This is a genomic window from Luteimonas sp. A478 (genome assembly GCF_054052025.1).
In genome coordinates, this window is the sequence record NZ_JBSVRF010000001.1 from 156,062 (window position 1) to 173,826 (window position 17,765).

Sequence of the window (17,765 nt, forward strand, 5' to 3'; positions counted from 1 at the left end):
GATACCAGACAGCATGATCAACCAGCCCAAGGCCCTCAACCTCGTCCCGATGGTGGTCGAACAGACCAGCCGCGGAGAGCGCGCGTACGACATCTATTCGCGTTTGCTCAAGGAGCGGGTGATCTTCCTGGTTGGTCCGGTCGATGATCACGTGGCCAACGTGATCGTCGCCCAGCTGCTGTTTCTGGAAGCCGAGAACCCGGAAAAGGACATCAGCCTGTACATCAACTCGCCGGGCGGCATTGTCACCGCCGGACTGGCGATCTACGACACCATGCAGTTCATCAAGCCGGACGTAAGCACCATCTGCGTCGGCCAGGCGGCCAGCATGGGCGCGCTGCTGCTGGCGGCCGGTGCCAAGGGCAAGCGCTACGCGTTGCCGAACTCCAGGATCATGATCCACCAGCCGCTGGGCGGCTTCCAGGGCCAGGCCACCGACATCGAGATCCATGCCCGCGAGATCCTCTCGCTCAAGCAGCGCTTGAACGAGATCCTCTCGCGCCACACCGGGCAGAGCATGGATACCATCTCGGCCGATACCGAGCGCGACAACTTCAAGAGCGCCGAGGGCGCGCGTGAGTATGGCCTGGTCGACGAGGTGCTCGAGCGTCGTCCCGAAGAGACCATCCAGCCTGGCTGAGATGTCTCCAGCTGTCTGTCTGCGTACTGGCAGTGCTACGCGTAAAGCACCGGCAAACAACAGGTTTCTGCGCGCCGGTGCGGCGCTGGCGTGGCGTAATCGCTATGCTATTCTCAAATCGATCCAGCGCCACAGGGCGCCGTACCAGCGGGTAAGCAACGCATGAGCAATGACTCCCAGGGCCGTTCCGGCGACAGCAGCAAGATCCTCTACTGTTCTTTCTGTGGAAAGAGCCAGCACGAGGTGCGCAAGCTGATTGCGGGCCCCAGCGTGTTCATCTGTGATGAGTGCGTGGAGCTGTGCAACGACATCATCCGCGAGGAGCTTGAGGAAAAGGCCCAGTCGGCGCGCAGCTCGCTGCCCAAGCCGAAGGAAATCCTCGAGGTGCTGGACGAATACGTGATCGGCCAGAAGCGGGCAAAGCGCACCTTGGCGGTGGCGGTCTACAACCACTACAAGCGCATCGAAAGCAGGCAGAAGAGCGACGAGGTCGAACTGGCCAAGTCCAACATCCTGCTGGTCGGCCCCACCGGTTCGGGCAAGACGCTGCTGGCCGAGACCCTGGCCCGCATGCTCAACGTGCCGTTCACCATGGCCGACGCCACCACGCTGACCGAAGCCGGTTACGTGGGTGAGGACGTTGAGAACATCATCCAGAAGCTGCTGCAGAAGTGCGACTACGACGTCGAGAAGGCGCAGCAGGGCATCGTGTACATCGACGAGATCGACAAGATCTCGCGCAAGAGCGAGAACCCGTCGATCACCCGCGACGTGTCCGGCGAAGGCGTGCAGCAGGCGCTGCTCAAGCTGATCGAGGGCACCATGGCCAGCGTACCGCCGCAGGGTGGGCGCAAGCATCCGCAGCAGGAGTTCCTGCAGGTCGATACCAGCAATATCCTGTTTATCGTGGGTGGCGCATTCGCCGGCCTGGACAAGATCATCCAGCAGCGCACCAGCGACGGTGGCGGCATCGGTTTCTCGGCCAAGGTCAGGAGCAGCGAGCGCAAGGCCGACACCGGCAAGGTGTTGGCCGACGTGGAGCCCGAAGACCTGATCAAGTTCGGCCTGATCCCCGAGTTCGTCGGCCGCCTGCCGGTGGTCGCCACGCTCGAGGAGCTGGATGAGGAAGCACTGATCAAGATCCTCACCGAGCCGAAGAACGCCATCACCAAACAGTTCAAGAAGCTGTTCGAGATGGAAGGCGCGGAACTGGAGTTCCGCGAGGACGCCCTGGCCGCCATCGCGCGCAAGGCGATCAAGCGCAAGACCGGTGCGCGCGGGCTGCGCACCATCGTCGAATCGGTGCTGCTGGACACCATGTACGAGCTGCCGTCACTTGAGAACGTGAGCAAGGTGGTAGTGGACGAGTCGGTGATCGAGCACAAGTCCGAGCCGTACCTCATCTACCAGAACCCGCCTTCGCAAAAGGTGGCCTCGGCCGAATAGCGGGAAGGATTCCAACGGCGGGCACAGGGCCCGCCGATCGTGCAAGGAGCGCATGATGGCAAGGAACTGGATCGTGGTCGGGGACCCGACCAGCAGCGGCGGCAGCGTCATCACCGGCTCGCCGTTCACCGATATCGACGGCATTCCCGTGGCCCGGGTCAACGACCAGGCCACCTGCCCAAGTCACAAGGGCGCCTTTCCCATAGTTGACGGCGACTCCACCCTGATTGTGGACGGCCAGCCCGTGGCCCTGCACGGCAGCTCGCTGGCCTGTGGCTGCAAGGTGCTGTCGGCGCAGCAGGTGCGGGTGTTTGTGGATGCGGGTGGAGGGGGAGCGAGCGGAACGGGTGGGCTGGCATCTTCAGCGGCGGTTGCAGGCGTTGCAGCAGCAGTTGCGAAACTTCGCAATGCCGCTGAGGAGACTGCGACGAGTGCCCCGGTGGGTGAGTTCGATCAGGGGCTGTGTCTCGTTGACGGGTCTGGGCGGGCGCTGTGCGGTACCGCCTATGCCCTTCACCTGGAGGATGGATCCTGTCTTGAAGGGCGGACGGATGATGCCGGGAACACGGCCCGCGTGGTCACGCAAACGCCACAGCGGATCGTCAAGGTCGTTTTGAATCCGGAAGATGTGGTGTGCTGCCCCGCGCATGCCCATCACTGCCCGGAGTCATTGGATCCGCTCGAGATCGCATTGGAAGGAGTGACGACCAGTGCGGAAGGGTTTGGAGTTTCGGTTCACCAGGTGACGACTCCCAAAGGTGAGGCGCGGGGACTGACCCAGGGGGAGATCGCGATGTCGCGTCTGGTATTTGGCGACGCCATCGATTATTCAAAAGTCCGGATCCACAACCAGGAATACCTGTGGTTCGGACTGCAGCCGGACGACACGGCGATGGCTCCGAATGGGCACATCTACTTCAATCCGAAGTACTTCAAGGAAGACTTTTCGTCGTCCACTCTTTCCGATCAGATGTGGCTCATGCACGAAATGACGCACGTTTGGCAGCATCAGCTCGGGTATCCCGTGAAGTGGCGGGGAGCCCTGAGAATGGGACTCTCCTACAGGTACAAGCTTGAGCCCGGTAAAAAGCTCGGCGACTTCAACATGGAGGCGCAGGGAAACATCCTTGCTGACTATTACGTCCTGAAGTTCAAGGGCCTGCCTGGCATGCTCGCGGAGGCCAATCACAGAAACGACCCCCAGGCCTTGGCATTGTTCGAACAGGTACTGGCTGAATTTATCGAGCGTCCCAGCGACAGGCGGAACCTGCCATGACAAAAAGCTTTTCCGGGTCTTGGAAATGGATACTCTCTGCGCTGATTGTGTTGAGCATGCCGACGGCTTGCCAGGCCAGCCTGAAGATGTGGGATGCGAAGGTTGAGAACAGGCAGGGCGTGCCGTGTTTTTCGCCGGCCGAGGTTCCAACAGGCGACAGGGAGGTCCTGCGCGTGGCGTTGATTTCCGTTTCAGAGATTCATGCGGATGGCTCGGAGGCAAGAATCGTATGGATGGCGAGTGCCGGATCCCCGGACGGAGTGGCCTTGTCCCAGGGGGGGTGCCTGGAGTACGGGCTCGTACCAGACATGGCCACCGACGTTGAGGCCAAGGCTTTGCAGGCCGGTAAGCGATACGAGGTTTTCCTGAATACAGACGTGGGGGAGCGCCGGGACAACATGCGCTTCCGCGCCTATTTCTGCCTCTCCGGCCGGGAAGAGGATCCCATTGTTCCCGTCCAATGGAATGAAGAGCTGGGCAGCTACCCATGGGAGAAGTGCAGGTCGGGACAGCCGGCCAGCGCTGGAAGATCGCGATAGTCCGAAGTTCGCTGACAACCTCCGCGGGGAGCGAAGTGGTATTCGCGTTTCGATCCTTCCGGACACAGTCCAGAGAGGGCAGATCAGTTGGTGAAGGAACGGGCGCGGGGTGCTTGCATCCTTACCCTGGGGGCCCCATAACGGAAGGCATGCCGGATGAAGCCGGCCCTGAACATGAATTTCCGGAGCCCTGATGAGCACTCCCACTACCGAAATCCTTGAACTGCCGGTGCTGCCGCTGCGCGACGTCGTGGTGTTTCCGCACATGGTGATCCCGCTGTTCGTTGGCCGGGACAAGTCCATCCGTGCGCTGGACATGGCCATGGAAGGCGACAAACGCATCCTGCTGGTGGCGCAGAAGTCGGCCGATGTGGACGACCCCGCCGCCGACGACGTGTACGCCACCGGCACCCTGGCGCAGGTGCTGCAACTGCTGAAGCTGCCCGACGGCACCATCAAGGTGCTGGTGGAAGGCGTGTCCCGCGCTGCGATCAGCGAGGTGACCGAGCGCGATGGCAGCCTGGTGGGACAGGGCGTCGAAATCGAGACGAGCGACGGGCGCGAGGCGCGTGAGATCGAGGCGGTTGCCCGTTCGCTCATGACCCTGTTCGAGCAGTATGTGAAAACCAGCCGCAAGCTGCCGCCGGAGCTGCTGCAGACGGTCTCGGGCATCGACGAGCCGGGACGCCTGGCCGACACGATCGCCGCGCACCTGGGCGTGCGCCTGGCCGACAAGCAGAAGCTGCTGGAGACAGCAGAGATCGGTGACCGCCTGGAGGCCCTGGTGGGCCTGGTGGACGGTGAGATCGACGTGCAGCAGATGGAAAAGCGCATCCGCGGCCGCGTGAAGGGGCAGATGGAGAAGAGCCAGCGCGAGTACTACCTCAACGAGCAGATGAAGGCGATCCAGAAGGAGCTGGGCGAGATCGACGACGCGCCCAACGACATGGGAGAGATCGCCCGCAAGATTGCCGAGGCCGGCATGCCCAAGGAGGTCGAGGCCAAGGCGAAGAGCGAGTTCAACAAGCTCAAGCAGATGTCGCCCATGTCGGCCGAGGCCGCGGTGGTGCGCAATTACCTGGAATGGCTGCTCGGCGTGCCGTGGAAGAAGCGCAGCCGCGTGCGCAAGGACCTCAACGTAGCCCAGGAAGTGCTGGACGCCGACCACTACGGCCTTGAGAAGGTGAAGGAAAGGATCCTCGAATACCTGGCCGTGCAGACCCGGGTGAAGAACATGAAGGGCGCGATCCTGTGCCTGGTCGGCCCGCCCGGCGTGGGCAAGACCTCGCTTGGCCAGTCGATCGCCAAGGCCACGAACCGCAAGTTCGTGCGCATGAGCCTGGGTGGTGTGCGCGACGAGGCCGAGATCCGCGGTCACCGCCGCACCTACGTGGGTTCGATGCCGGGCCGCATCGTGCAGAACCTCACCAAGGCCGGCACCAAGAACCCGCTGTTCGTGCTCGATGAGATCGACAAGATGTCGATGGACTTCCGCGGCGATCCGTCATCGGCGCTGCTGGAGGTGCTGGACCCGGAGCAGAACGACGCCTTCAACGATCACTACCTCGAGGTGGACCTGGACCTGTCGGAGGTGATGTTCATCGCCACCGCCAACTCGCTCAACATCCCCGGCCCGCTGCTGGATCGTATGGAAGTGATCCGCATCCCCGGCTACACCGAGGAAGAGAAGCTCAACATTGCGATGCGCTACCTGCTGCGCAAGCAGTTCAAGGCCAACGGCCTGAAGGAAGAAGAGCTGAAGATCGCCGAAGGCGCGATCCGCGACATCGTGCGCTACTACACGCGCGAGTCCGGCGTGCGCAACCTGGAGCGCGAGATCGCCAAGATCTGCCGCAAGGTGGTCAAGGAAATCGCGCTGGCCGGTCCGAAGAAGAAGGTCAAGGCGATCAGCGTCACTTCGAAGAACCTGGAGAAGTACCTGGGCGTGCGCCGCTTCGACTTTGGCCGCGCAGAGCAGGACAACGAGGTCGGCATGGTCACCGGCCTGGCCTGGACCGAGGTGGGCGGCGATCTGCTGCAGATCGAAGCCACGCACATGCAGGGCAAGGGCAACCTGATCCTCACCGGCCAGCTGGGCGACGTGATGAAGGAATCCGCCTCCGCTGCGCACTCCATCGTGCGCGCGCGTGCGGACCAGATCGACGTTGACATTGAATGGCTGCAGAAGCGCGACATCCACGTTCACGTGCCGGATGGCGCGACCCCGAAGGATGGTCCGAGCGCAGGCATTGCCATCACCACGGCGCTGGTCTCCATGCTGGCCAAGATCCCGGTGCGCTCGGATGTGGCCATGACCGGTGAGATCACCCTGCGTGGCAAGGTGACCGAGATCGGCGGGCTGAAAGAGAAGCTGCTGGCGGCCCTGCGCGGAGGCATCCGTACGGTCATCATTCCCGAGGACAACCGCAAGGACCTGACTGATCTGCCGAAAAACGTGACCGAAGACCTGGAGATCATTCCGGTGAAGTGGATCGAGGAAGTGCTCGACATTGCGTTGGAACGACCGCTGCCGCAGCGAGCGGCAAAGGCGGCGGAAGGCGTGATCGCCAAGCCGGCAAAAGCGCGTGAAAGGGCACCCGTCAGCAAGCATTGACGCATGCGCGAGGCTGTGGCAGGGAGGCTGAAAGTGGCGCGGTTGTGGGATTTTTCGGTTGCGTGCCGATGGCGCGCACTGGTATAAAGTCACCTGTCAGCGGCTTCATCCAGCGGGTTGGCCGCTCCGCATCGAGCGTTTGGCCGTTCGAAATCAACGCGACCCGGGTCGCATCAGGAGTTACGAAAGACATGACGAAGAAGAGTGACATCATCGAAGCCGTGGCCGCCAAGGCTGGCCTTACCCGCGCCGACGCGACCAGCGCCGTGGATACGGTGTTCGATACCATTACCAGCACCCTCGGCCGCGGCGACAGCGTTGCCATCGCCGGCTTCGGCACCTTCGAAGTGCGCGACCGCGCTGCACGTACCGGCCGCAACCCGCGCACCGGCGAAGAGATCCAGATCCCGGCCGCAAAGAATCCTGCATTCAAGGCTGGCAAAGCTCTGAAGGACGCTGTAAACTAATCGTCTTAGTCGGGGTGCTTAGCTCAGTGGTAGAGCGTCGCCCTTACAAGGCGAGGGTCGGGGGTTCGAAACCCTCAGCACCCACCACGCCAGGCTTCAAAAGGTTTCAAGTGCGGAGCGGTAGTTCAGTTGGTTAGAATGCTGGCCTGTCACGCCGGAGGTCGCGGGTTCGAGTCCCGTCCGCTCCGCCATTTACGACCCAAAAACCCCTGCTTCGGCAGGGGTTTTTGCTTTTAAGGATTTTCATCCACAGCGCATGATCGTGCCCTCCAGCAGCCCAGCGCCTGCGGTGGTGCAATCCGGTTTAAAATGCGCGGCTACCTCCAGGGTCTGTACATACAATGCTGCAAGCACTCAGAGACAAGATGACCGGTTGGATCGCGATTGGAATCGTGATCCTGCTGGCAATTCCGTTCGCGTTCTTCGGGATGGAGCAGTACCTGTTCCAGAGCGGCGCCAGTTACGCGGCCAAGGTGGAAGCCCCGCCTTCGTGGTGGCGCGGCGCTCCCGACCTGTGGCCGGTCCGCAAGCTGGTGTGGAGCAGCGAAACCATCGAGGCCGAAGACTTCCGGCGGGCATTCGAACAGGAGCGGCAGCAGCGCCGCATCCAGCTGGGCGACGCGTATGATCCGCGCAGCTTCGAATCCATCGAGAGCCGTCGCCAGGTGCTTGAGGGGCTGATCGACCAGACCGTGCTGAGGCTGACTGCCGACAGCCGTGGCATTGCGGTCGGCAATGCGCAGGTCGCTGCGCAGATCCAGCAGATCCCCGCATTCCAGGTGGATGGCCGGTTCGACCTGCAGCGTTACCAGGTGGCACTGCAGTCGCAGGTACCGGCGCAGAGCCCGGCCCAATTCGAGAATCTGGTCCGCGAGAGCCTGCAGCAGTCGCTGATCCCGGTGCAGGTAGCCGAGTCGGCGTTCGTGACCCGGGCCAGGATCGACCGGCTGCTGGTACTGCTTGGCGAGCGTCGCGATGTGTCTTTCGCGGTGATCCCGGTGCCCGAACCCGACGCGGAAGAGGTTGGCGACGAGGAGATCCAGGCCTGGTACCAGGCCAACAGCGCCGAATATCGCGCGCCCGAGACGGTCACCATCGAATACATCGAAATGCAGGCCGCGGGCCTGGCGATCGAAGATGAGCCGACGGAAGAGGAGTTGCGCGCTCATTTTGCGAGCGAGCGCGCGCGCTTTGCTGGCGATGAACAGCGTCTGGCATCGCACATCCTGATTGAAGTGCCGGCCGACGCCACAACCGCGGAGTCGCAGGCAGCGGAAGCCCGGGCGCGCGAGCTGGCCGAGCAGGCCGCGGCTGCGGATGCGGACTTCGCTGCGCTGGCCCGCGAGCATTCGGCGGACTTCGGTTCGGCCGAAATGGGCGGTGACCTGGGTTGGGTGCAGCCGGGTGAAATGGTGCCCGAGTTCGAGCAGGCGCTGTTCGAAATGGAACCGGGCGACGTACACGGACCGGTCAGGACCGACTTCGGCTGGCACGTATTGCAGCTGCGCGAAGTGCAGGGCGATGGCGACACGGTTGCCTTTGAAGACGTGCGCGACCAGCTGCTGGAGGAGTTGTCGGGCAGCGCACGCGAGCGTGCCTACAGCAATCTGGTGGGGACCGTGGTGGACCAGGCTTACCGTGATCCGAACTCACTGGCGCCCGCAGCGGCGATCGGCGGGTTCGAGGTGAAGCAGGCCGGGCCGTTCGCCCGTGGCGAAGGAGAGGGCGTAATTGCCCATCCGGCGCTGCAGCGCGCTGCGTTCACGGAAAGCCTGATCGAGGACCAGACGGTCAGCGATCCGATCGACATCGGCCCAAACCACAGCGTCCTGATCCGCGTGACTGGACATTCCCCTGAGCGCGCCCGCCCGCGGGAGGAGGTCCGCGACGAGGTGATTACCGCGATCCGCGTGGACCGCGCTACCAATCGCGCCATCGCCCAGGCTGACGGCATGATCGAGCGTATGCGCCAGGGTGCCTCGCTGAGCGGGATTGCCGAGGAGGAAGAGCTGGCCGTGCAGGAAGTGCCGGGCGTGCCGCGTGGCACGCCGGTGCCGCATCCAGCCGCGGTTGAAGCCTACTTCTCCGCCGAAGCGCCGGCAGAGGGTGGCACCACTCCCGGCAAGGTGGTGCTGGATGACGGACATATCGTGGTGTTCGAAGTGACCGCGGTGAACCCGGGCAATCCCGAGGACGCCAGTGAGCAGGAGCGCGCCATGCTGGCCCAGCAACTGCAGGTGGCTGCCGGCAACGATGCGGCTGCTTCGGTGCTGCGCGCCCTGCGCCAGCAGATGAAAGTGACGGTGATCGAATCCCAGCTCTGAGCGGGGCGGTCACGTAACGGCCTCCCGCGCCTGCTGGCGCAGGAGGCAAAAAAGACCCGGGTGCGAGCCCGGGTCTTTTTTATTGCAGGAGTGTCAGGGGCATGGCCCCGTCCAGCTCATTCGATTCCGGTCATGCTGACGATGTTGTAGCCGCCGTCCACGTAGGTGACCTCGCCGGTGACCCCGGCTGCCAGGTCCGAACTCAGGAACGCAGCAACGTTACCAACGTCCTCGATGCTCACCGTGCGCCGCAGCGGTGCCTCGGCTTCCACGTGGCCCAGGATCTTGCGGAAGCCGCCGATGCCGGCTGCGGCAAGGGTCTTGATCGGCCCGGCCGAGATGGCGTTCACGCGGATGCCCTCGGGCCCCAGGTTGTAGGCCAGGTAGCGCATGGTCGCTTCCAGGCTGGCCTTGGCCACGCCCATCACGTTGTAGCTGGGCAGGGTACGCACGGCGCCCAGGTAGGTCAGCGTGAGCATGGAGCCATTGCGGCCCTGCATCAGCGGTCGGGCGCCCTTGGCCAGGGCCGCGAAGGAATACGCGGAAATGTCATGGGCCGTCGCGAACGCTTCGCGCGAAAGCCCGTCCAGGAACTCGCCTGCGATGGCTTCGCGCGGGGCGAAGGCGATGGCGTGGACGAGGATGTCGAAGCCGTCGGTCCAATGCTTGCCCAGGTCGGTGAAAAGGGCATCAATCTGGCCATCATCGGTGACATCAAGCGGGAACGAAGGCCCGCCACCCAGGCGCGAGGCGACGTCCTCCACGCGCGTTTTGAGCTTGTCATTCTGGTAAGTGAAGGCCAGCTCGGCCCCTTCCCGGTGCATCGCCTCGGCGATGCCATTGGCGATCGAACGCTGACTTGCGATGCCCGTGATCAGGGCGCGCTTGCCTTTCAGAAAACCCATGGATAGTGATCTCGCGGTTGAACAACCGTACTAGTTTGCCATGTGCGGCTGTTCACCGGGGCGGCCTTCGTCGATCTGCAGCACCATGCCGGGCTGGATCACGCTGCTGGCCTCAAGCCCGTTGCGCAGCAGCAACTGTGCCGCGCCCAGCCCATAGTGACGGGCGATGCGCCAGATCGACTCGCCCCGCGTCACCGTGTGCACCCGGGGCCCGGACCGGGTGATTGCCGGCGGCATGGTGGCCCCAGTTGTCTCGTCCTCGACCAGGTCGCTGGCATCAGCGAGGAAGATAGGGCCGTCCTCCTTGGCCCGGCGGCCGGGCGCCACCTCGGGCGGGCGGGTGATCGGCGCCGCCTCCACCTGCAGCGCAGCCAGGGCGTGCTCGGCGGGGGCTGGTGCCAGCACCGACTGGCCGCGGTTGCCGCTGGCCACGTTGCCGTTGGCGAACACCGGATTGAAGTGTCTGACCAGCGCGGGATCAAGCCCCCTGCGGTTGGCCCAGGTGTCCAGCTGGCGCACGTTGGCCGGCAGCGAGGCGGCGGCCAGCACCGGCACGGTCTGATCAATCGCCTCCAGCCACTCCTCGCGCTCGCCGGCCTCCACCAGCAGGCACGCCAGGGCCTGCAGCTTGCGTACGTAGGCACGGGTGATGGGTGGCACGGCCAGCTTCTCGTGTTCGGCATCCATGGCCCGCTGACCGGCGTTGCGCAATGCGCCGAAGATCCGGTATTCACCGGCGTTGTAGCCCATGACGGCCAGCCGCCAGTCGCCGGCAAACATGCCATGCAGGGTGCGCAGGTAGCGCACCGCGGCGGTAGTCGACTCCACCGGCGAGAGCCGGCCGTCGTAACCGGGCCGGATCGTGACCTCGTGGTTGCGGGCGGTGGCGGTGATGAACTGCCACAGGCCGGTCGGCCCCGATGGACTGCGCGCGCCCGGCCGGTAGCCGCTCTCGACGAACGGGATCAGCGCGTACTCGGTGGGCAGGTGGTACTCACGCAGCGCATCGACCACGTAGCCGAACAGCGGCAGCAGTCGATCCGGGCGTTCGGCAAGATCACGCGGGACATGGGCGAAATGCTGTCGCCAGCGGTCGCTGGAGTCCACCGCGCATTCCTGGTCCGACAGCCCGTCGCGGAACTGGTTGTAGATGTCCCGGCCGCTGCGGGAGATTGGTTGCAGGGCCTCGGCGGTATGTCCGGTGGAGCCCGCAATGGCCGGCATCTGCAAGCCCATGGCCGTGCCGCGGGTGCTGGCGGCCCAGACCGGTAGCGCGCACAGCGCGCCCAGCAGCGCGGCAGCAAGCACTCCGGCACAACGGGTCCGTCCAGCGGTCATCCGCTGAAGGTGTCCTTCCAGGCGCGCAGCGCAGCAAACTGGGCCACCCGGTCTTCGGCCTGGCCGGCGCCCACCCGGCCGGCGAGGGCGGCGCGCACCTGCGGCACGTCGATGCGCAGGAACGGGTTGCAGGCCAGTTCCTGGGCGAGGGTGGACGGCAATGTGGGCTGATCCTGGGCGCGCATGCGCTCGACTTCCTCACTACGTTCGCGCAGCTCCGCATTCCCCGGCTCTACTGCCAAGGCGAAAGCGGCATTGCTGCGCGTGTATTCATGCCCGCAGCAGACCAGTGTCTGCGGCGGCAAGGCGGCCAGGCGATCCAGCGACTGGAGCATCTGTGCCGGGCTACCCTCGAACAGGCGCCCGCAACCCAGGCTGAATAACGTGTCGCCGGAGAACAGCGTGCCGTGGCCGTGGAAGGCGATATGGCTGCGCGTATGGCCCGGTACGGTGATCACCTCGAAGCGCCACGGGCCGGGTTGGATCGTGTCTCCGTCGCCCACCCGGATGGTCGCGTCGGGAATCCGCTCATCATCCGGAGCGTAGACCGGCAGCCCCGGCCAGCGCTCCAGCAGCGCCGGCACGCCGCCAACGTGGTCGTGGTGATGGTGGGTCAGCAGAATCGCGGCCGGCGTCCGGCCGCTGCGTGCGGCTTCTTCCAGCACCGGACCGGCCTCCCCGGGATCCACCACGAGCATGTGCCCGTCCGGCCCGTCCATGGTCCAGATGTAGTTGTCGGTCAAAGCCCTCAGAGGGGTGGCTTGCATCGCGAACCGGCTCCCCGGCACCCAGTAGAATGGGGACCATGCCCGCGAATTTACCAGCAGGTCAACCCGCCGCCCGCCGCTCCTGGTTTGATTCCGAGCCCGGCCAGGCGCTGATCGAAAGCGAAATCCCGCTGATCCGACGCACGCTGTCGGAGCGGCCGGCGCTGCCGTGGCTGTGGTTTTCTCCCGGTCCGGTCAAGGTCGATGGCCCCGGTCGCGGCCTGTGCCTGGTGGCCAATGGCGGCGATTGGGAAGGCCAGGTGCGCTGTCGCCTGCCGCTTCCGCTGGCCAGTGAATCGGTCGCCACGGTGGTGCTGCAGCACGTGCCTGCCGGGGAGGGGCTTGCGGAGCTCCTGGGTGAGTGCGCCAGGGTGCTGGTGGAGGGCGGGCGCCTGCACCTGTTCGCGCTGAACCCGCTGTCTCCCTATCGGCTGCGCTGGCAAGGTGCCGGTCTGCCCGCCAGTGAACCGCTGACCTGGCGTCGGCGCCTGCGTCGGGTGGGGCTGGAGCCCGATCCGGTCTCCCAGGGAGTGGGCCCGGTCTGGCGCATCCAGGCGCGCCCCGGGGCAGGCAGCGGACCTGGCCTGCGCGCGGCCTATGCGCTGCGTGCGGAAAAGCGCGCCATGCCGCTGACGCCTACGCCCGGCGGCGTACGTCAGCTTCATTTCCAGCAAGGATTGAGTACAGGATGAGTACCCTCAAACAAGTCCAGATCCACACCGATGGCGCCTGCCTGGGCAATCCCGGGCCGGGCGGCTGGGCCGCGCTGCTGCGCTATGGCCAGAGGGAAAAGGAGCTGGCAGGCGGGGAAGACCAGAGCACCAACAACCGCATGGAGCTGATGGCCGCGATCCGCGCGCTGGAGGCGCTGTCCGAGCCCTGTGACGTGGTGCTCCACACCGATTCGCAATACGTGCGCAAGGGCATCACCGAGTGGATGCCGAACTGGCTGCGCCGCAACTGGCGCACCGCTGCCGGTGCGCCGGTCAAGAACCAGGACCTGTGGCAGCGCCTGCATTCGGCCGCGCAGCGCCACGAAATCGACTGGCGCTGGGTCAAGGGCCATTCCGGCGATCCTGACAACGAGCGCGTCGATACCCTGGCCCGCGACCAGGCGGAACGCTGCAAGGCCAACCTCGCAGCCGCCATCCAATAGAGCGAAAGACTCCGGGTCATCCAATGTCCAATACAGAATCAACCAGTTCCGAATCCATCCGCCAGATCGTCCTTGATACGGAAACCACCGGCCTGGAGTGGAGAAAGGGCAACCGGGTGGTGGAGATCGGCTGCGTCGAGCTGATCGAGCGCCGACCCACCGGGCGCACCTGGCACCAGTACATCAACCCCAAGTGTGAGTTCGAGCAGGGGGCGCAGGAAGTCACCGGGCTCACGCTCGAGTTCCTGGCCGACAAGCCCCTGTTCGAAGACGTGGTCGACGAATTTCTCGCCTTCGTGGATGGCGCCGAGCTGGTGATCCACAACGCCGCGTTCGATATCGGGTTCCTTGATTCCGAGCTGGGCCGGCTGGGCAGCAGCTACGGCTGCATGACAGACCGGGTCATGGTGCTGGACTCGCTGGACCTTGCGCGCCAGCGCTACCCCGGCCAGCGCAACTCGCTCGACGCCCTGTGCCGGCGCCTGGGCGTGGACAACGCCCACAGGCAGCTGCACGGCGCGCTGCTGGACGCCCAGCTGCTGGCGGAGGTGTATCTGGCGCTGACCGCGGGCCAGAGGGAGATCGGCTTTGCCGCGTTCGAGCCGGCTGCGGCGGTGGCTTCACTGGGTTCGGCGCCGCCAGCCGGCCCCAGGCCGCGGGTGGTGCCAACGGAAGAGGAGCTGGCCCTGCATGCAGCCCGGGTGGAAGCGATCAGCGCCCGCGCCGGTCGCAATCTCTGGCAGACACCGGACCAGATGGTCGAGCGCGAGGCCGAACCGGCCTGAGATGGTCTCGCTGGCCAGGTGCTGGCGGGCCGGGTGCGTCGCTCAGCTGCGCCGCACCAGCACCACGGTCACATTGTCCGACCCGCCGTTGTCCAGGGCAGCTGCGACCAGCCCGTCAACGCATTCCTGGGCGCTGCATTCGGTGTGTGACAGCACTCGGGCAATGCTGGCATCGTCCACTTCTTCGGTCAGGCCGTCGCTGCACAGCAGCAGCTGCATGCCAGGCAGAAATTCCCCGGTCATGGTTTCCACGTTCAGCGCCTTCGGGTCGGTGATGCCCAGGGCCTGGGTCACCACGTTCCGGTGCGGGTGGTCCCGGGCCTGGTCCACGCTGATGGTGCCCTGCCTGATCAGTTCCTGGACGTAGCTGTGGTCCTGGGAGAGCTGGGTCAGCCGGCCGCCGTGCCACAGGTACACGCGACTGTCGCCCACCCAGGCAACTTCAAAGCGGTTCTGGCGCACCCGCGCAGCTACCACGGTGGTGCCCATGGGCAGGGTGTCGTGACGCTGGCGGGAAGCGCGGATGATCTCCTCATCCGCGATCCGGATCGCCTGTTCCAGTGGTGTGCCCTGGCGGATCTCGCGCACGATGGTTTCACGTGCCAGCGCGCTGGCAACCTCGCCATATTCATGCCCGCCCATGCCATCGGCCACCAGCCACAGGCCCAGGTCGCTGTCACCGTAATAGGTGTCCTCATTCAGATCCCTGCGCAGGCCTACGTGCGTCAGGTGGCCGAACTCGACCATGGGGTTGCCCGGATCCATGAATGATTCGAAGGCTGCATCGGCCGCTGGAGGCGGCGTGGGGCGGACATCGGCCGCGGTGTCTGCTGTATCGGCGTCTGCCACTGACAACCCGGGTGCTGCGGAAGGGTTGGATAACTTAGCAGAGTGAGGGCCGCGGGGAGCCTTGGAGGCCGTTGCGGCTTCGGGTAGCGGATACCGATCATTCATGCGGGCGGCCGGTTGCGGGTGGAAGTTGCGCCGCGATGCTCCGGGCGGAGAGGCACCCGGGTATCGTGGCCCGTCCGGCCGATCCTGGCCATGTACAAGGAGTGGAACGCCTGTGGGCGGCAGGAGCCTGTGTCGGCCCTCTACTGGAACATACGTAAAACGGGGCAGGGCAGGACATCCAGCGCGTGCGGCTCAACCGCTGAGGGCTTGGCGCTGCCAGGTGAGCCGCAGTCCGGCGTGGCCAAGCTGTTGTTTGAAGCTGCTGGAAAGCGCCACATCGGCGGCGGCCAGTAGGCTGCCGTCTTTTGCTGAAAGCAGGGGCAGGCGCTCGCGCACCCAGGGCGCGACCTCCAGTTCCTGCAGCACGTGCTTGAGCGCGTGCGAGTGGTTGCGGCCGGGCAGGACGATGCGCTCGCCGCCCTGGCGGGCGTGGACCTGCATCTGCCAGGGTTCTCCCCGAGGATCGCTGCCGGAAGCGATCCGCTCCAGGCGCAGGAGATCACCGGTGGGAAGGTGCAGCGGTTCAAGGCCGTCCCACCACACCAGGTAGTCGGTGGGCAGGGCACGGTTGTCCGCACTGGCGTGCAGCAGATTGCGCCAGCGCCGGATCCGCGCACCTGACCAGGCGAAGGCCGGCGTGGCGTCGGCGCGCGCTGACAGCAGATCCGATTCCAGGTGGGCCACGCCTTCCGCCGGCAGGGGAGGGAGTTCGAGCAGCGCCAGCCAGGCGCGCAGGATGCGGGCGCGTCGTTCGCGCGGGTGGCGCAGCAGGGCGTCGGCCCCGATCACCTGGGGATCGGCGGTGGAAACCTCCGACAGGCCTGCCTGGTCTTCCCCGGCCAACAGGCTTGCCGCCTCCCCCGCGAGCGTTGCGCTGCGGGCCAGGGCGGCAGCGGCGTGGGGCCAGCGCTGGCGCAGCAGGGGCAGCACATGCAGGCGCAGATGGTTGCGATCGTGGTCGCCGGCAGCGTTGCTGGGGTCGTCCGCCCAGTGCAAACGGTGGGCGCGGGCGTAGTCGAGCAACTGTGCCTGGGGATGTTCAAGCAGCGGGCGCCACAGCCAGCCGCGGCCGATCCTGCGCCACGCGGGCATGGCTCGCAGGCCCTCCACGCCGGAGCCGCGCAGGGCGCGCAGCAGGAAGGTTTCGGCCTGATCATCGCGATGATGCGCCAGGGCGAGGATGCCACCCTCGCCAAGTGCGGCCTCGAACGCCTGGTAACGGGCCTGGCGGGCGGCGGCTTCCAGGCCTTGGCCGGAGTTGCGGTCAACCGTGACCCGGGCAATGGTCAGAGGCAGATCAAGCGCTGCGCAGGTTGCGCGGCAGTGGTCCGCCCAGTCATCGGCCTGGGCCTGCAGGCCGTGGTGCACATGGATCGCACGCAGCCCCCGGGCCCGGGTGGCGCTGTCAGCGGCCAGCAGGTGCAGCAGCACCGTGGAATCCATGCCGCCGCTGTAACCCACCAGAACCGGGCCGGCGACGGGTGGGGGCGGCAGCATGGGCGTGTGCTCAGCGCCCCTCGTAGGCGCCGTAGCCGCGCAGGCGCTGGTAGCGCCGCTCCAGCAGCTGGGCGGCCGGAAACGCTTCCAGCTCATCCAGCTGGTTGAGCAGCACCGCCTTGAGCCGGATGGCAGTCTGGCCGGGGTTGCGGTGGGCGCCGCCAATCGGTTCGCGTACCACCTTGTCCACCAGTCCCAGCCCGAGCAGACGCTTTGCGGTCAGACCCAGCTGTTCGGCGGCCTCGCGCTTCTTGTCGGCGTCTTTCCACAGGATCGAGGCGCAACCCTCGGGTGAGATCACCGAGTAGGTGCTGTATTCCAGCATCAGGGTGCGGTCGCCAACGCCAATCGCCAGGGCACCGCCGGAGCCGCCTTCACCAATCACGGTGCACAGGATCGGCACCGACAGTTCGGCCATCTCGATCAGGTTGCGGGCAATGGCCTCGGACTGGCCGCGCTCTTCCGCGCCGATGCCGGGATAGGCGCCCGGGGTGTCGATGAAGGTCAGCAGCGGCAGCTTGAAGCGTTCCGCCATCTTCATCAGACGCAGCGCCTTGCGGTAGCCCTCGGGGCGCGGCATGCCGAAGTTGCGGCGCACCTTGGCGCGGGTGTCGCGGCCTTTTTCATGGCCGATGATCATCACCGGGCGGCCGTCGATCCGGCCCAGTCCGCCGATGATCGCCGGGTCATCGGCATAGGCGCGGTCGCCGGCCAGCTCTTCGAATTCATCGCACATCACGCGGATGTAATCGCTGGTGTAGGGCCGAGCGGGATGACGTGCCAGCTGGGACACCTGCCATGGATTCAGGTCGCGGAAGATCTGCGCAGTGCGACGGCGCAGCTTGTCCTGCAGGGTGCGCAGCTCGGAGTCGATGTTGACCTCCGGACCGGTGCTGGCTTGGCGCAGTTCCTGGATTTTGCTTTCCAGGTCGGCGATGGGCTGTTCGAAATCGAGGTAGTTCGGATTCATCTGTAACCGGGCCGTAAAACGATCGCAACAGTCTATCCGACCGGGTGTCGCGACACCGTACCGTGGCGTGTGTGCCGTGCAGCGACG

The 17,765-nt window shown here is 65.4% G+C and carries 16 protein-coding genes and 2 tRNA genes; 12 read left to right on the forward strand and 6 right to left on the reverse strand.

Annotated features, from left to right (window positions below):
* Positions 1-13: 13 nt before the first annotated feature.
* The 9 genes from clpP to ACW7G3_RS00845 all read left to right on the forward strand — a co-directional run bounded on the left by clpP (position 14) and on the right by ACW7G3_RS00845 (position 9,306).
* On the forward strand, positions 14-640 hold the full coding sequence (gene clpP, locus ACW7G3_RS00805; protein WP_456971602.1) for an ATP-dependent Clp endopeptidase proteolytic subunit ClpP: 627 nt from the start codon (positions 14-16) through the stop codon (positions 638-640).
* A gap of 162 nt (positions 641-802) precedes the next feature.
* Positions 803-2,086 (forward strand): ATP-dependent Clp protease ATP-binding subunit ClpX, encoded by a 1,284-nt coding sequence (gene clpX, locus ACW7G3_RS00810; RefSeq protein WP_456971604.1) that lies wholly within the window; start codon positions 803-805, stop codon positions 2,084-2,086.
* Between the two features lie 55 nt (positions 2,087-2,141).
* The gene (locus ACW7G3_RS00815) at positions 2,142-3,362 is read left to right on the forward strand and encodes a PAAR domain-containing protein (RefSeq protein ID WP_456971606.1); all 1,221 of its coding nucleotides are present in this window, start codon (positions 2,142-2,144) and stop codon (positions 3,360-3,362) included.
* Positions 3,359-3,901, forward strand: coding sequence for a hypothetical protein (locus tag ACW7G3_RS00820; protein WP_456980637.1), 543 nt, complete (start codon positions 3,359-3,361; stop codon positions 3,899-3,901). Before ACW7G3_RS00815 ends, ACW7G3_RS00820 begins: the two co-directional genes overlap by 4 nt.
* A 193-nt stretch (positions 3,902-4,094) precedes the next feature.
* Entirely contained in the window at positions 4,095-6,515 is a 2,421-nt protein-coding gene (lon, locus tag ACW7G3_RS00825; RefSeq protein WP_456980638.1) for an endopeptidase La, read from the forward strand.
* A gap of 191 nt (positions 6,516-6,706) precedes the next feature.
* Positions 6,707-6,982, forward strand: coding sequence for an HU family DNA-binding protein (locus ACW7G3_RS00830; protein WP_343258166.1), 276 nt, complete (start codon positions 6,707-6,709; stop codon positions 6,980-6,982).
* Positions 6,983-6,994: 12 nt separating this feature from the next.
* Positions 6,995-7,069 (forward strand) — tRNA-Val (locus tag ACW7G3_RS00835).
* A gap of 27 nt (positions 7,070-7,096) precedes the next feature.
* Positions 7,097-7,173: transfer RNA gene (locus ACW7G3_RS00840), tRNA-Asp, on the forward strand.
* Between the two features lie 150 nt (positions 7,174-7,323).
* Positions 7,324-9,306, forward strand: coding sequence for a SurA N-terminal domain-containing protein (locus ACW7G3_RS00845; protein ID WP_456980639.1), 1,983 nt, complete (start codon positions 7,324-7,326; stop codon positions 9,304-9,306).
* Between the two features lie 116 nt (positions 9,307-9,422).
* On the opposite strand, the gene ACW7G3_RS00850 is transcribed toward ACW7G3_RS00845, so the two are convergent.
* Genes ACW7G3_RS00850 through gloB form a run of 3 tightly spaced genes read right to left on the reverse strand, consistent with a single transcriptional unit; the run spans position 9,423 to position 12,316 of the window.
* The gene (locus tag ACW7G3_RS00850; protein WP_456971614.1) at positions 9,423-10,211 is read right to left on the reverse strand and encodes an enoyl-ACP reductase FabI; all 789 of its coding nucleotides are present in this window, start codon (positions 10,209-10,211) and stop codon (positions 9,423-9,425) included.
* A gap of 30 nt (positions 10,212-10,241) precedes the next feature.
* Positions 10,242-11,549 (reverse strand): transglycosylase SLT domain-containing protein, encoded by a 1,308-nt coding sequence (locus tag ACW7G3_RS00855; RefSeq protein WP_456980641.1) that lies wholly within the window; start codon positions 11,547-11,549, stop codon positions 10,242-10,244.
* The gene (gloB, locus tag ACW7G3_RS00860) at positions 11,546-12,316 is read right to left on the reverse strand and encodes a hydroxyacylglutathione hydrolase (RefSeq protein ID WP_456980642.1); all 771 of its coding nucleotides are present in this window, start codon (positions 12,314-12,316) and stop codon (positions 11,546-11,548) included. Before gloB ends, ACW7G3_RS00855 begins: the two co-directional genes overlap by 4 nt.
* A gap of 38 nt (positions 12,317-12,354) precedes the next feature.
* Here gloB and ACW7G3_RS00865 point away from each other — a divergent pair, with 38 nt between their 5' ends.
* The 3 genes from ACW7G3_RS00865 to dnaQ are packed head-to-tail and all read left to right on the forward strand — an operon-like array spanning position 12,355 to position 14,257.
* Positions 12,355-13,008, forward strand: coding sequence for a hypothetical protein (locus ACW7G3_RS00865; protein ID WP_456980643.1), 654 nt, complete (start codon positions 12,355-12,357; stop codon positions 13,006-13,008).
* The gene (gene rnhA, locus ACW7G3_RS00870; protein ID WP_456980644.1) at positions 13,005-13,472 is read left to right on the forward strand and encodes a ribonuclease HI; all 468 of its coding nucleotides are present in this window, start codon (positions 13,005-13,007) and stop codon (positions 13,470-13,472) included. Before ACW7G3_RS00865 ends, rnhA begins: the two co-directional genes overlap by 4 nt.
* Before the next feature lie 56 nt (positions 13,473-13,528).
* On the forward strand, positions 13,529-14,257 hold the full coding sequence (gene dnaQ, locus ACW7G3_RS00875) for a DNA polymerase III subunit epsilon (protein ID WP_456981121.1): 729 nt from the start codon (positions 13,529-13,531) through the stop codon (positions 14,255-14,257).
* A gap of 42 nt (positions 14,258-14,299) precedes the next feature.
* Here dnaQ and ACW7G3_RS00880 read toward each other — a convergent pair whose 3' ends face one another.
* The 3 genes from ACW7G3_RS00880 to ACW7G3_RS00890 all read right to left on the reverse strand — a co-directional run bounded on the left by ACW7G3_RS00880 (position 14,300) and on the right by ACW7G3_RS00890 (position 17,678).
* Entirely contained in the window at positions 14,300-15,004 is a 705-nt protein-coding gene (locus ACW7G3_RS00880) for a PP2C family protein-serine/threonine phosphatase (RefSeq protein WP_456981123.1), read from the reverse strand.
* Between the two features lie 399 nt (positions 15,005-15,403).
* Complete coding sequence (gene tilS, locus ACW7G3_RS00885) at positions 15,404-16,708, reverse strand: tRNA lysidine(34) synthetase TilS (RefSeq protein WP_456980646.1); 1,305 nt, start codon at positions 16,706-16,708, stop codon at positions 15,404-15,406.
* A gap of 10 nt (positions 16,709-16,718) precedes the next feature.
* Positions 16,719-17,678 (reverse strand): acetyl-CoA carboxylase carboxyltransferase subunit alpha, encoded by a 960-nt coding sequence (locus ACW7G3_RS00890; protein ID WP_456971626.1) that lies wholly within the window; start codon positions 17,676-17,678, stop codon positions 16,719-16,721.
* Between the last annotated feature and the right edge of the window lie 87 nt (positions 17,679-17,765).